9 protein-coding genes are annotated in these 13,317 nt (G+C 68.3%); 3 read left to right on the forward strand and 6 right to left on the reverse strand.

What is annotated here, in order from left to right; translation table 11 throughout:
- Positions 1-9: 9 nt before the first annotated feature.
- Both ACT6UX_RS18675 and ACT6UX_RS18680 read left to right on the forward strand, forming a co-directional pair.
- On the forward strand, positions 10-918 hold the full coding sequence (locus ACT6UX_RS18675) for a hydroxymethylglutaryl-CoA lyase (RefSeq protein ID WP_444776656.1): 909 nt from the start codon (positions 10-12) through the stop codon (positions 916-918).
- Positions 919-968: 50 nt separating this feature from the next.
- Positions 969-1,562: a LysE family translocator gene (locus ACT6UX_RS18680; RefSeq protein WP_444776657.1), complete on the forward strand. Its 594-nt coding sequence runs from the start codon at positions 969-971 to the stop codon at positions 1,560-1,562.
- 6 nt (positions 1,563-1,568) lie between these two features.
- On the opposite strand, the gene pbpC is transcribed toward ACT6UX_RS18680, so the two are convergent.
- Together pbpC and ACT6UX_RS18690 are read right to left on the reverse strand one after the other, a co-directional pair.
- The gene (gene pbpC / locus ACT6UX_RS18685) at positions 1,569-3,605 is read right to left on the reverse strand and encodes a penicillin-binding protein 1C (RefSeq protein ID WP_444776658.1); all 2,037 of its coding nucleotides are present in this window, start codon (positions 3,603-3,605) and stop codon (positions 1,569-1,571) included.
- Between the two features lie 6 nt (positions 3,606-3,611).
- Complete coding sequence (locus ACT6UX_RS18690; protein ID WP_444776659.1) at positions 3,612-8,588, reverse strand: alpha-2-macroglobulin family protein; 4,977 nt, start codon at positions 8,586-8,588, stop codon at positions 3,612-3,614.
- Between the two features lie 175 nt (positions 8,589-8,763).
- Here ACT6UX_RS18690 and ACT6UX_RS18695 point away from each other — a divergent pair, with 175 nt between their 5' ends.
- Complete coding sequence (locus ACT6UX_RS18695; protein ID WP_444776660.1) at positions 8,764-9,192, forward strand: DUF1489 family protein; 429 nt, start codon at positions 8,764-8,766, stop codon at positions 9,190-9,192.
- A 9-nt stretch (positions 9,193-9,201) separates the two neighbouring features.
- Here ACT6UX_RS18695 and ACT6UX_RS18700 read toward each other — a convergent pair whose 3' ends face one another.
- The 4 genes from ACT6UX_RS18700 to efp form a co-directional block, all read right to left on the reverse strand.
- Entirely contained in the window at positions 9,202-10,401 is a 1,200-nt protein-coding gene (locus ACT6UX_RS18700) for a peptidoglycan -binding protein (protein ID WP_444776661.1), read from the reverse strand.
- A gap of 5 nt (positions 10,402-10,406) precedes the next feature.
- The gene (locus tag ACT6UX_RS18705) at positions 10,407-11,552 is read right to left on the reverse strand and encodes a flagellar motor protein MotA (RefSeq protein WP_444776662.1); all 1,146 of its coding nucleotides are present in this window, start codon (positions 11,550-11,552) and stop codon (positions 10,407-10,409) included.
- Between the two features lie 263 nt (positions 11,553-11,815).
- Entirely contained in the window at positions 11,816-12,664 is an 849-nt protein-coding gene (locus tag ACT6UX_RS18710) for an inositol monophosphatase family protein (protein ID WP_444776764.1), read from the reverse strand.
- Positions 12,665-12,736: 72 nt separating this feature from the next.
- Positions 12,737-13,306, reverse strand: coding sequence for an elongation factor P (gene efp, locus ACT6UX_RS18715; RefSeq protein ID WP_444776663.1), 570 nt, complete (start codon positions 13,304-13,306; stop codon positions 12,737-12,739).
- Between the last annotated feature and the right edge of the window lie 11 nt (positions 13,307-13,317).

Below are 13,317 nucleotides of genomic sequence, written 5' to 3' on the forward strand. Positions count from 1 at the left end.
GAGGCAACGATGAATCATCCCAAGAGCGTGCGGCTCGTCGAAGTGGGCCCGCGCGACGGGCTGCAGAACGAGGCGAAGCCGGTTTCGGTCGAGGCCAAGGTCGCGCTGATCGACGCGCTGTCGGCGGCCGGCCACTCGGCGGTCGAAGCCGGCAGCTTCGTGTCGCCCAAATGGGTGCCGCAGATGGCCAACACCGACCAGGTGATGGCACGTATCAAGCGCAAGGACGGTGTCAGCTATCCCGTGCTGGTGCCGAACAAGCAGGGCATGAACGGCGCGGTCGAGGCCGGGGTCGGCGAGATCGCGATCTTCACGGCAGCGTCGGAGGCCTTCTGCCGCAAGAACACCAACTGCTCGATCGACGAGAGCTTCGAGCGTTTCGCGCCGGTGATGGAAGCGGCGCAGAAGCACGGCATGAAAGTGCGCGGCTACGTTTCGACCGTGATCGCCTGCCCCTATGACGGCAAGGTGGCTCCGGCCAAGGTGGCCGAAGTGTCGGAGCGGCTGTTCCGCATGGGCTGCTACGAGGTCTCGCTCGGCGACACGATCGGCGTCGGCACACCCGGCGAATGCGTCGCCATGATCGACGCCGTGGCCGAGAAGATGCCGCGCGAAAAGATCGCCGCGCATTTCCACGACACGTACGGCCAGTCGCTGGCCAACATCCTCGCGGTCATGGAGCGCGGCATTGCGGTGTTCGACACGGCCGTCGCCGGTCTCGGCGGCTGCCCCTACGCCAAGGGTGCCTCGGGCAATGTCGGCACCGAGGATGTGATCTACCTGATGAACGGCCTCGGTATCGACCACGGCGTCGATCTCGAAGCGGTCGCGGCGGCCGGCCGGGCGATCTGCACCGCGCTCGGGCGCGAGCCGGCGTCCAAGGTCGCGCAGGCGCTCAAGGCGAAGGTGGCGGCTTAGGCCTCACGAACGTTCAAGACGGGAGCCCACGCCCGCCGCCATATCGGGACATGGAGGCGCTTCCCGGATTCCTGATCGCCGCCGTCGCCTTGGCCGGTAGCCCCGGTCCGGCGACGCTGAGCCTCGCGGCGGCCGGCGCGGCGTTCGGTGCTCGCCAGGTCATCGGGTATTTCGCGGGCATCGTCGCTGGTATGGTCGCGGTGATGGCGATCGTGGCAAGCGGGACGGTCGGCCTCTTGCTTGCCTTGCCGGGCGTCGCGCCCGTCGTGGCGATCCTGGCCGCAACCTACTTCCTGTGGCTGGCCTGGCGCATCGCGACCGCGCGCCCTCTTATGGAGGCGAGCGCCCGGCGTGAGCCTCCAACCATCGCCGCCGGTCTTCTGCTGTCGCTGGTCAACCCGAAGGGTTACATCGCGATGGCCGCGCTCTATTCGGGCTTCACCTTGCTGCCCGACCGGTTTGGCGCCGACGTGGCGCTGAAGCTCGTTGTGCTCACGGTGGTCATCGCCGCGGTGAACGTGGCGTGGCTGCTCGCCGGGGCGGCGCTCACGCGCTTCTTCCGCGATCCGCGCACCAACCAGATCATCAACCTCGTCTTTGCCGCGGCCCTGGTCGCATCGGTCGCCCTGGCGTTCCTCGTGTGAGTGCTTCTACTGCCGCTGCACGATCCTGACGGTCACCGAGGTCGAGCGTCCGGCTTCGTCGACGACGGCCAGGCGCGCCGTGCCGGCGGCGTCGGGCACCCATCGCGTGCCGTCGAGCGGGCGGCCGTCGACCAGCCAGCGCAGGCGGCCCTGACCGCCCATGGCGTTCAGTACGACGGCTTCGCGGGTGGCCAGCTCGATGCGGGCGTCGGCCGGTGGATAGGCGATGCGCGGGCCGCCGCTGGTTTCGGCATAGGGGGCGAGCGTGCGCATGCGCGGCGGCAGCTCGCGATGGGACGCGACCTTGATCGCGTCGGCGGGCGGGCGGATCGCGCGGTTGTCCTCGGCGGGGAGCCGGCCATAGGCCTTGAACAGGATGGGCAGCGCCGAGAGCCGGCCGAGCTGGCCGGGGCGGGGCGTGCCGTCGGCATGGCCGACCCAGACGACGACCGTCCAGTTGGCGCTGTAGCCGGCGGCCCAGGCGTCGCGATAGCCGGCGGAGGTGCCGGTCTTGAAGGCGATGCGGCGCTCGCGCAGCGCCACGGGCAGTGAGGCGAAGCCCTCGGGCAGCGGCGCCTCGGCCAGCACGTCAGAGACGTACCAGGCGGCGGTCGGCCCGATGAGGCGGAGCGGCTGGAGCTTCGGCCGGTCGCGGCGGACTTGCGGCGGCGCGAAGCTGCCGCCGCTGGCGAGGCCAGCATAGAGGCCCGCCATTTCGAGCGGCGAGACCGTGGCGCTGCCGAGTGCCACGCCCAGCGAATTGCCGTTGTCGCCCGGCGGCAGGCCGGGCGCCACGCCGGCGGTGCGCAGGGTGGAGAGGAAGCGCTGCGGCCCGACCTTCTCAAGCGCCAGCACGGCCGGCACGTTCAGGGATTGCTGCAGGGCCCGGCGGACCGTCACCGCGCCCTGGTGATCGCGGTCGAAGTTGCGCGGCAGCCAGTCGCGGAAGCGCACCGGCACATCCTCGACCAGGGTCTCGGGATGCAGCGTGCGATCGTCGAAGGCCATCGCATAGATCAAGGGCTTCAGTGCCGAGCCTGGCGAGCGGCGGGCGCGCACGAGGTCGACCTGGCCGGCGCGGCCGAAGAAATTGTCGCCGCCCAGCCACGCCACGACACCGCCGGTGCGATTGTCGAGCACGACCATGGCGATCTCGGCACCGTCGGCCAGCGCGCGGCGCTCCTCGTGCACGAACTGGCCCAGTGCCTGCTGCAGTTCGTAGCGCACCGTGGTCGGCACGGTCGTACCGGGCGATTGGCCCGCCAGCCAGGTCGCGAGATGCGGCGCCTGCATCGGCAGGGCGAGCCTTCGGTCGGGCGCGAGACGGCTGCTCGCCATCTCGTACAGCGGCGCATCGATCACGCCATGTTCGACGCCGCGCGCCAGAACGCGGTCGCGCGCCTTCTGCGCCACGGAGGTGGCGCGGTCGGGGCGTCGCCGTTCGGGCGATTGCGGGATGGCGACCAGCAGGGCGGCCTCGGCGGCGCTGAGCTGGCGCGGCTCCTTGCCGAAATAGGCGAGGGAAGCGGCGCGCACGCCCTCGAGGTTGCCGCCCATCGGCGCCAAGGTGAGGTAGATCGCCAGCACCTCGCGCTTCGAGTAACGCCATTCGAGCTGCAGCGCGCGGGCCGACTGGATGGCCTTGGTGGTGAAACTGCGCGGGCGCGGATCGAGCAGGCGGGCAGCCTGCATGGAGAGCGTCGAGGCGCCCGACACGATACGGCCGCGCTCGGCAAGCTGACCGGCCGCCCGCAGTGTCGCGAGAGGATCGACACCCCAATGGGAGTCGAAACGGCGATCCTCATAGGCCTTGAGGAGGGCGAGATAGAGCGGATCGACATCGTCGACCGACGTCTTGAGACGCCATTTGCCATCCGCTGTCGTGAAGGCACGCAGCAGGCGGCCATTGGCGTCGACCACCTCGGTCGACCGCTCATGGTAGCGCGACAGGTCGGGCGGGAAGAGTCTGTCGAGCGCCAGCGCCGTTGCCACCAGGGTCGTGGCGGCAACGGCGAGACCGGCCAGCAGGGGCCTGAGCCGCATGGCTGGCTACTTCGTTCCCGCCGGAACGATGGTCATCGTGCGCATCGCCGTCCGGCCATAGACCCGCGGTGCGTACATGTCGGAGACGTTCGTCGCCGGGACGGCATAGGTGCCGGGCGTCACGGCGCGAACGATGTAGGCGACGTGATAGGAGTTCGGGTTCTTCGCCGAGGAATCCCACCATGTCCTGTAGGGCCGGATTCCCATGTTGAAGGAGGCGAAGAAGCGGTCGTCGCGCGCCTCGGCAATGCGGGTCTCGGTGAGGTCCGACAGGAACGGGAAGGATTTCGCCGTCTCGTCGTTCAGCACCGCCTCGATCTCGAAACCGGCCGGCAGCAGGTCGAGCAGGGCCACCTCGTGGTAGCCGCCCTCCAGGTTGCGGCCGGAGATCGAGACGATGAAGCGCTCGTTCTGCACGACGTGTCCCAGCGAACTGGGCTCGCCGTCGAACTTCAGGAACTCGCGCTGGACGCTGATGCCGGCCGTCGCCGCGGGCTGCGGATCGACCGGCACGCCGCGCGCCGTCACCTGCATCCAGATCGGATGGTCGGTGTCGTTGCGCAGCTTGAGGCCGCGGGCGAGGGCTGCCGCGTCGGGATTGAACACCACCGGCTCGGCAGCCGACTGGCGCTGCTGACCGTCGACGGAGTAGGCGAGCTGCGTGCTGCCGCTCATGGCGCGCGCGGCCATCACCAGCCACGCCTGCTCCTGTGTCGTGGTGAGCCCGATCGATGCCGCCAGACGCTCGCCGACGAGGCTTGTCACTTCGGTCAGGGCCTCGCGTCCGCCCGCTTCGACGGCCAGCGTGACGAGGGCGGCGCGGTTGCGCAGCGGCGAGCCGTAATAGTCGGACGGGTCGCGTTCGTCGATGCGCTGGCGCGCCGTGGCGAAGGCGAGGCGGCCGCGCCCCGGCTCGCCGACCTGGTTCAGCGCCGCGGCCAGCATCGCCCAGGCAATGCCGCCCTTCATCTCGGCCGCCTTCGTGTCCTGGAAATAGCGGACCCTGCCGGGATCGGCGTAGCCCGACTTCGCCAGCACATACCAAGCATAGGCCTGGGCGTTGGGCGACAGCTTGTCGGCGGTCTTGTTGAGCCAGCCGAGCGCCCGCTGCAGCGAGGCGGAGGGCACCGACATCTGCTGCTGGTTTGCGCGGACCAGGAAGTCGAGCACGTAGGTCTGCAGCCATTCCGCCGCCGGCGTGGAGAAGGGACCCCACATGCCGAACGACCCGTCGGGCAGCTGCATGTCGACGATGCGATAGACGGCATCCTGTACGCGCTCGTTGATGCGCGGATCGGTCGGGCCGTATCCCAGCATTGCCACGTCGTTGTAGTAGAGCAGCGGCATGGCGCGGCTGGTCGTCTGCTCGAGGCAACCGAACGGATACTTGTCGAGCGCGCGCAGCAGCCCCGCAACGTCGATGCCGGGAATGCGGGTCAGCGAGGCGCTGACCTGGGCGGTCCCCGGCGCGAAAGCGGCGATCACGTTGCGGTCGACGGTGGCCTCGTTGCCTGGTGCAAGTCGCGCCACGGTGTCGACGGCGCTGGGCGTCTGCGACGGCCGCACCTGGATGTCCCACTCGCGCTGGACGGCGAAGTTGCCCGGCCCCTGGACGGCGACTGCCACCTTGCCGAAGCCCGCCTCGCCGGCGCGCAGCGGCCAGGTCAGCAGCTCGCGCTGGTTGGCGGCAAGGCGCTTCGTCTCCGTCACCGGCCGTTCGAGCGAGATCGAGCCAGTGGCGGTGAGGGTGACGCGGTAGTCGCCGGCCTGACCGTCGACATTGTGCAGCGACAGCGCCACCCGCCCGAGATCCTTAGGCGCGAGGAAGCGCGGCAGCACGACATCGGCGGTGACGGCGTCGCGCACGAACAGGCGTTGCTCGCCCGAGCCGACGCGGGTCTTGTCGTAAGCCACCGCCATCAGCCGCAGTTGGCCGATGAAGTCGGGGATGTCGAAGGCGATCTTCGCTTCGCCCTTGTCGTCGAGCTTCACTTGACCGCTGAACAACGCCACGGTGCGGGTCGGCACGATGTCGAGACCGCCGATCTCGCCGGCATCGCCGCCGGCCCGGATGCGGCCGAGTTCGTCGGCGCGTGTGTCGAGCAGGCGGCCGTAATCGTCACGCATCGAGACGCCGAGGCGACGCTTGCCGAAATAGTGATCGGCGGGATTGGGCGTCTTGTAGCGGGTGAGCTGCAGGATGCCCTCGTCGACCGCGGCCAGGGTGACGAAGGCCTCCTGGCCGGCCTGAAGGTTGGACACCTTCACCGGCACCTCGATGCGCTGGCGGGGCGTTATCTTCTCGGGCGTGCCGATCTGGAGGCTGAGCGTGCGCAGGGCCGGGTTGAGACCGATCCACGTCGCGCCGATCGCGCGCGTGGGGGTGCGCTCCGCCGGCGCGGCCAGAGGTCGCCAGGCGGTGACCAGCGCGTAGGCGCCGGCACCCCATTCGCCCTTCACCGGGATGTCGACGGTCGTGCCGCCGGCCGGCACCTGGACCGATTGGGTGGACACGATTCGGTCGGTCGCGATGGCGATCAGCGCCTCTCCGGCGAACGGCGCTTCGATGCGCAGGCGGGCCGTGTCGCCCGGCGCATAGTTCTGCTTGTCGCTGGCGACGCGCAACGTATCGGGGGCCTCCTCGGTTTCAGTGCCGCCGTACCAGCCGACGTAGAAGGTGAGGCTGGTCGAGGTGTTCTTGTCATTGTCGATAATGGTGAGCTTGTGCTGGCCCCAGTCGAGCCGTTGCGAGAGGCGTGTCGGCGTGTCGGCCTTGAGGGTCACCTTGTCGGCCGTGATCAGTCGGGTGTTCTTGACCGACTGCCAGCGCCAGCGGCCGTCGACCTGGAACCATTGATAGACGTTGGTGATGCGTTCGATCCGGTACTCGACCGAGGGACGGGCGATCTGGGTACCGGCCGCGTCGACCGCCACCACGTCGAACTCGGTGTCGACGCCTTCGCGTGAATAGCGGCCCTCGAAGGTCGGACGGACGCCGATATAGGTGTCACGGGTGCGCACGGGCATGACCTTCTCGGTCTTGGTGGCGCGGCCGCCGCCCGGTTCGAAGACGCGCGCCTGGATCTGGGCCCGCAGTGGCAGGACCGTCTCTTTGGCGAGGTCACCGGCCCATTCGAGGCTCGACTTGCCGGCCGGGTCGGTGTTCTCGCCCTTCAGTTCGATGAAGGGCGGCTCGAACTTCTCGCGATCGTCCTCGGGGCCGAAGCGGTATTTGGCGAACGCCGCGAACGGGTTGTCATCGACGGTGATGCGCATGTCGCCTTCGACGGCGAGATCGGAGGCCGGGGCGCCATAGAGGAAATCGGCCGACAGCACGAAGCGGTTCACGCTGCCGGGCCGGATGATCGGCTCGTCGGGCGTCAGCTCGATCTTGAGTTTCTCGGGCACGAAATCCTCGACCGAGAACTCGACCCGGCCGACCGGCGCGCCCTTGGGGTCGATATGGGCGGCGACCGACCAGCGGCCGCGCCGCGAGGACTTCGGCAGGTCGATCGCCTGCGCGACGGCACCCGAGCCTTGCAGCGCGTGAGTGAAGCGGGTGAACTCGCTGCCGTCGGGCCGCTTGACGATCAGCGTGACGGGCAGGTTGGAGAGCGCGTTGGCCGCGTCGTCGCGCATCAGCGCCATCAGCTGCACGGTCTCGCCCGGGCGGTAGATGCCGCGCTCGGTGTAGAGGAAGGCATCGACCGGGCCAGGCTGAGCGCGGCCGTCGACACCGCGGTCGGACAGGTCGAAGGCCGACTTGGTGAGTTCGAGACGCGAGAATTCCTTCTTCGCCGGATCCTGCGCCATGACGGCGACGGGCTCGGCCGCACCGTTGCCCTTGAGCAGGCCGGCTGCGAAAGACGCTCGGCCATCGGCGCCGGTGACCACCTTTCCGATCGGCTCGTTGCCGCGCGACAGGACGGTAACCTCGATGCCGGCCAGTGGCTGGGCGGTCTGCAACGAGCGCGCGAAGACGTTCAGCCCGTCGTCGCCGCTGAACGAGGTGAGGCCGATGTCGGTGTCGATCACCCACAGGCCGGCCGCGCTGCCGCTCGTCGATTCGTCGTCGTTATAGTCGCGCGACGGCGGCTTGGCGGCATTCCAGACCACGACGAAATAGGCGCCGGGCTTCCAGTTCTGGATGGTCTCGCGGATCGGGAACGCCGTGACGACGGCCTGGTTGGGCACGTTGCGCACGTCCATCGTCCCGGTCCACTGCTCGGCACCATTGCTGCCGTTCAGCCAGCTTCGCAGCGACCAGGGTTCAGTGATGGGCTCCGAGCCGGGGAAGGCGACATCGTAGTAGCGGTCGGCGGAGAAGCGATCGATGCCGCGCTCGTTCACGCGATAGACCGAGACTCCGACCTTCGAGACGTTGATGGTCGTGACCGGCAGACCCGCGGCGCTGCCGCGCGGCAGGATGAAACCCTTGCCGGGCAGGTTCACCACGGCGGGACGGGCGCCCAGCGCCACGCTGACGCTCTGCTCGTCGCGCAGCTTCTCGCCGTCGCGACCCGGAAAACCCGCCAGCAGCCTGACGGTATAGTCCTGGCCGTAAGTGAGGCCGGCGATGCACAGCCGGTCGTCGACGGTGCGCAGCGCCGTCTTGGCTTCAGGCTCGATGCGGATGAAGTCGCCGTACTTCACGTCGGCGGTGGCGAGCGGCTTGTTGAAGGCGAGGCAGGCTTCGGCCTCGCTGCGGCTGGAATCGACTGCGACGCGACGGAAGGAGAAGGGAGCGGACGGCGGCGCGGCCGGCTGGGCGATGGGAGCGGGTGCGGAGGACTGCGCCGTCTGGGCTGGCGGGCTGGCCGGCGGGGGTGGCGTGGCCGGTACCGTAGCCGGAGGTGCCACGGCGGTCGTGGGCGCCGGCGCGGGACGGTCGAGGGAATCGCCCGGCCTCCCGATCAGGTAACCCGCAATGCCGGAGCCCAGCATCAGGGCCACAACCATGGCGGCCAGCGTCGATCGATTCATAGGAACCCTCGCAAAAAGCGACCGGACAATAGAGCTTGGATTGTGCAGACAGTGTGGAGTCAGAAACCCAGTCTGCAATTCTCGCAGCCTGTGGCGCGCAGGTCACGCTCGCGACGGCCATGCTGTGGATAGGCTGCGCTTGAGCAAGCGGCCGACGGCGTACTAAGCGCAGGCGATGGCGTTGCATCTCATCAAGCTGGCGGTCGGGGTCGACGATCTCGCCCACATGAAGACGGTCCAGGCGGCGCGCCGCCGGGAGCGGGGGCAGTCGGCGCGCTCGCCGCACTGGGTCTATACCCGCAACTCCCCACGTCGGGCGGAGGATCTGCTGGGCGGCTCGCTCTACTGGGTCGTGCGCGGCGTCATCCGCTGCCGCCAGGAGTTGGTCGGCTTCGAGGAGGATTTCGACGAGGAGAGCGGCAAGAAATTCTGCCGGATCAAGCTCAAGCGCCCCCTGATCGAGACCGCCCCCCGTGCCTGCAAACCTTTCCAGGGCTGGCGCTACCTCGACCCCGAGCGTGCGCCACCTGACCTGTCGAGCGGCGACACCGCCGACATGCCGGCCGAGATGGCGGCCGAACTGAAGAGACTTGGGCTTCTGTAGAGACCGGCTTCAGCGATTCGTCAGCTTCAGCTCGATGCGGCGGTTGCGGGCGGCGTCGGTGGAGGAGAGCGGCTGGTACTCGCCGTAGCCGGCAGCCACCAGGCGATCGTTCGGAATGCCTTCGCTGTGGAGGAACTTGACCACCGCGATGGCCCGGGCGGCGGAGAGTTCCCAGTTCGACGGATATTGTGCGCTGGCGATGGCCTTGCTGTCGGTATGCCCGTCGACCTGGAGCACCCAGTTGACCTCCTTGGGGATCGTGGCGGCGATCTCGACGAGGCGCTTGGCGACGTTGGCGAGCTGCTTCTCGCCGCTCTCCTGGAGCTTGGCCGAGCCGGAGGCGAAGAGCACTTCCGACTGGAACACGAAACGATCGCCGACGACCTGCACGTCGCTCTGGCCACGCAGCGCCTCGCGCAGCTTGCCAAAGAACTCGGAGCGGTAGCGCGCCAGCTCCTCCACCTTGCTGGCGAGCGCCCGGTTGAGCTTCTGCCCGAGATCGACGATCTGCGCCTGCTGTTCCTTGGCCTTGACGTCAGCGGCATCGAGGACGGTGCTGAGCCGCGCCAGCTCTCCCTTGAGGGCCGCGAGCTCGGCGGTCAGCCGCACGACGGCGGCCTTCTGCTCGGCGCTGAGCTTCTGCTCTTCGGTGAGATCGCCGAATAGCTTGCCCTTGTCCTGGTTGGCGGCGGCCAGCGAGGCGGCGAGGCGGGTGAGTTCCAGGCGCTGGCGCTCGATTTCCTTCTGAAGGTCGCCGGCCTTCGCCGCTGCTTCCTTGTTGGAGCTTTCGAGCGAGGCGGCCAGCCGTTCGCGTTCCGCCAACATCGAAGTCAGGCGTTCGGTGAGCTGGTCGCGCTCGATCTTGAGGGCATCCGATGCCGTGCGCTGGGCGGCGAGATCGGCGCCCAGGCGGTCGCGCTCGGTCTGGTTCTGGCGAAGCTGCAGGGTGAGCTTCTCGAGGTCCTGCTTCAGGCCTTCGCTCGCCGCCTGCTCGATCGAGAGCACGCTGGCGAGACTGCCGAGCTGCTTGTTGAGGGCTTCGATGGCGCTGTCGCGGGTGTTCAGCGTATCGGTCAACGTGAACTGAGCTACGCTGAAGAGCGACAGGAGGAATATCAGCACCATCAGCAGCGTCGTCAGCGCATCGACGTAGCCCGGCCAGGTGTAGTCGGCCGAACCTCCTCCGCGACGGCGGGATGCGGCTGCCATGGCGGTTAGTGATCACCCGGCGTCGCGCTGCGCGACGAGGCGATGGTGCGGGCGAGCAGGCGGAACTCGCCGCGCAGCTCGTCGGCCAGTGCGGTGCGACCGCGCACGCTTTCCTCGATCAGCCGACCGAGGCCGGCCTCAATGTTGCGCTGATGCGCGAGGAGGGCGTCGCTCTCGGCTTCCGGCTTACGCTCGGTGAGGCGCGCGACGGTGCCCCGCAGCTCAATCGATTGTTCGGCCAGGCGCGCCAACAGCGCCTGCTGCGTACGCATGCTTTCGGTCAATGAGGTCAGGCGCTCGACCAGCGTGGCGTTGGCCATGGCAGCCTGCTCGCGTCCCTCCTCGCTACGGCGCAGCGTGCGGGAAAGATCGTCCAGTCCGTCCGCGGTGCGCTCGAGCAGCGCCTCGACATAGGCCGAGACGCCCTGTTCCCCCTCGGTTTGCAGGGTGCCGCTCGAAAGCCGCGTCGCGCCGGCCAGCCATTCCTCCAGCTCGGTGTGGAAGCGTCCCTGAGCCTGGCTGGCCTGCAGTTCGAGGAACCCGAGAACGAGCGAGCCCGACAGGCCGAACAGCGAGGCGCCGAAGGCGGTCGACATGCCCTTGAGCGGGCCCTCGATGCCCTGCTTCAGCTTGGCGAACATCTGGACGGCGTCGCCGCCGGTGACCTGCATGCCGACGATCGCATCGGCGACGGCGCCGATCGTTTCGAGCAGACCCCAGAAGGTGCCGAGCAGGCCGAGGAAGATCAGCAGGCCGATCATGTAGCGGCTGAGCTCGCGACGCTCGTCGAGGCGGCTGGCGATGCCGTCGAGCACGGCACGCGTCGCGGTGGGGGAGAGGCGGAAATTGTCCTGGCGATCGCCCATCATGGCGGCCATCGGCGCGATCAGCTCGATCGAATCGGTCTCGAGCAGCGGCGCGCCGGGCTCGCGATGCTGGAAACGCCGCAGCCACCGTACCTCGGGCCAAAGCGACAGGACCTGGCGCATCACGAAGAAGATGCCGATCGCGAGGACGCCCAGGATGACGCTGTTCAGGATCGGCGTGTTCAGAAACACACGCAGCAGGTCATGGTGGAGAAGGTAGGCGATGCAGGCCACGATCCCGAGGAACAGCAGCATGCGAATGAGATACGGAAGCGGGTTACTCATGCGGACTTCCGGTGCCTGCGTCGTTTGTGGAATCATGCCGTGGGCAGCCGCAGTTCGCCCGGCATCCCGGTGCCGCCTCGCTTCACGCCGCGCGGTGAGGCAGTGTCACCGGAGCAGGAACCAGAAGCGGCGCGGCTGGGGACAGCGGCCGAAAAGGGGGGCATAAACGGTTGCCTTTCCACGGGATTTGGCCGGTCGACCATAACGAATGGTCGCCCCCGGCTCAACCGCTCGCGGCAGGCCTCGCGGACGAAGGTCGTCCGTCAGGCCTTGGAAAGGATCTCGACCATCGGGTCGCGCAGTCCGAAATTGCTGGCGAGGAGTGACGGGCCACCGAGTTCGTAGGGTTGGCCAGAAATGTCGCCGACGAGGCCACCGGCCTCGCGCACCATGAGAATGCCTGCAGCAACATCCCAGGGCGCCAAGCCGAACTCGAAGAAGGCATCGTAGCGGCCCGCCGCCACGAAGGCGAGGTCGAGCGCGGCGGCGCCCCAGCGACGGACGCCCGCAGTGCGCTCGGTCACGGCCGCCAGCTTGGCGTGATAGGCAGCGTGATTGTCCTTGCCGATATGAGGGATACCGGTCCCGATCAGGCCACGCGCCGGGTCCTTGCGTCCCGAGACGCGCAAACGCCGCGAGCGGGCATTCGGCGTGTCGATATAGGCGCCGTTGCCCTTTTCGGCCCAGAACAGCTCGTCGGAGATCGGCTGGTAGATGACGCCGGCGATAATCTCCTTCTCTCGCTCCAGCGCGATGGAGATGGCGAAGTGGGGCACGCCGTGCAGGAAATTGGTCGTGCCATCGAGCGGATCGACGATCCAGCGGTTGCGGCCGTCGCCCTTGGTCTCGCCGCCTTCCTCGCCCAGGAAACCGTAGTCGGGGCGGACACGCGACAGCTCGGCGCGCAGGGTTCGCTCCGCCTTGATGTCGGCATGACTGACGAAGTCGCCGGGGCCCTTCTCGGAAATCTGCAGATGCTCGACTTCGCCGAAGTCGCGTTTGAGGTTCTTGGCGGCCGCAAAGGCGGCGCGGATCATGACGGTGATCGTGGCCGAGCGCTGCGCCAGCGACTTGCGCTCGGGCGGGCCCGAACGTTCGCGCGCTTCGCCCATCGGCGCGCGGCCGACACGGGCGACGGGAGTCTCGCGCGGGGGACGATTGGTGGGGAGGGCCACGGTGCGCGCCTAATCCTTGGCGCGTTCCATGTAAGTGCCCTCTTCGGTGTTGATCACCAGCCGCGTGCCCACGCCGATGTGCGGCGGTACCATGACGCGGATGCCGCCCTCGACGATGGCCGGCTTGTAGGACGAAGAGGCGGTCTGGCCCTTCACGACGGCGTCGGCCTCGACGACCGCGAGAGTCACCGTCTTGGGCAGCTCGGCGCCGACCGGCGTGCCCTCGTAGAGCGACACGGTCACTTCCATGCCGTCCTGCAGCCAGCGCGACTGGTCCTCATCGAGGACGTCGGCACCGACCACGAGCTGCTCGAAGGTCTCCTTGTCCATGAACGTGAAGCCGTTCTCGTCCTTGAACAGGTAGGTGCACTCGCGTTCGTCGATATGGACGCGCTCGATGGTCTCGCCGGAGCGGAAGCGTTCCTGCAGCTTGTTGCCCTCGCGCAGCGCCTTGGCCTCGATGGCCACGAACGCACCGCCTTTGCCGGGGCTGATATGCTGAACCTTCGAGGCGACCCAGAGCTTGCCGTTGTATTCGATGACATTGCCGGCTCGGATGGAATTGACTTGGACTTTCATGAGCTTACCCG

The organism is Reyranella sp., assembly GCF_052439685.1.
Classification (GTDB): Bacteria; Pseudomonadota; Alphaproteobacteria; order Reyranellales; family Reyranellaceae; genus Reyranella.

Excerpts from the sequence above, each read along its gene's own strand:
- ACT6UX_RS18675 (WP_444776656.1), top strand. The coding sequence starts at position 10 with ATGAATCATCCCAAGAGCGTGCGGCTCGTCGAAGTGGGCCCGCGCGAC.
- ACT6UX_RS18680 (WP_444776657.1), top strand. The coding sequence starts at position 969 with ATGGAGGCGCTTCCCGGATTCCTGATCGCCGCCGTCGCCTTGGCCGGT.
- pbpC (WP_444776658.1), bottom strand. The coding sequence starts at position 3,605 with ATGCGGCTCAGGCCCCTGCTGGCCGGTCTCGCCGTTGCCGCCACGACC.
- ACT6UX_RS18695 (WP_444776660.1), top strand. The coding sequence starts at position 8,764 with ATGGCGTTGCATCTCATCAAGCTGGCGGTCGGGGTCGACGATCTCGCC.
- ACT6UX_RS18710 (WP_444776764.1), bottom strand. The coding sequence starts at position 12,664 with ATGGGCGAAGCGCGCGAACGTTCGGGCCCGCCCGAGCGCAAGTCGCTG.
- ACT6UX_RS18690 (WP_444776659.1), bottom strand. The coding sequence starts at position 8,588 with ATGAATCGATCGACGCTGGCCGCCATGGTTGTGGCCCTGATGCTGGGC.
- ACT6UX_RS18700 (WP_444776661.1), bottom strand. The coding sequence starts at position 10,401 with ATGGCAGCCGCATCCCGCCGTCGCGGAGGAGGTTCGGCCGACTACACC.
- efp (WP_444776663.1), bottom strand. The coding sequence starts at position 13,306 with ATGAAAGTCCAAGTCAATTCCATCCGAGCCGGCAATGTCATCGAATAC.
- ACT6UX_RS18705 (WP_444776662.1), bottom strand. The coding sequence starts at position 11,552 with ATGAGTAACCCGCTTCCGTATCTCATTCGCATGCTGCTGTTCCTCGGG.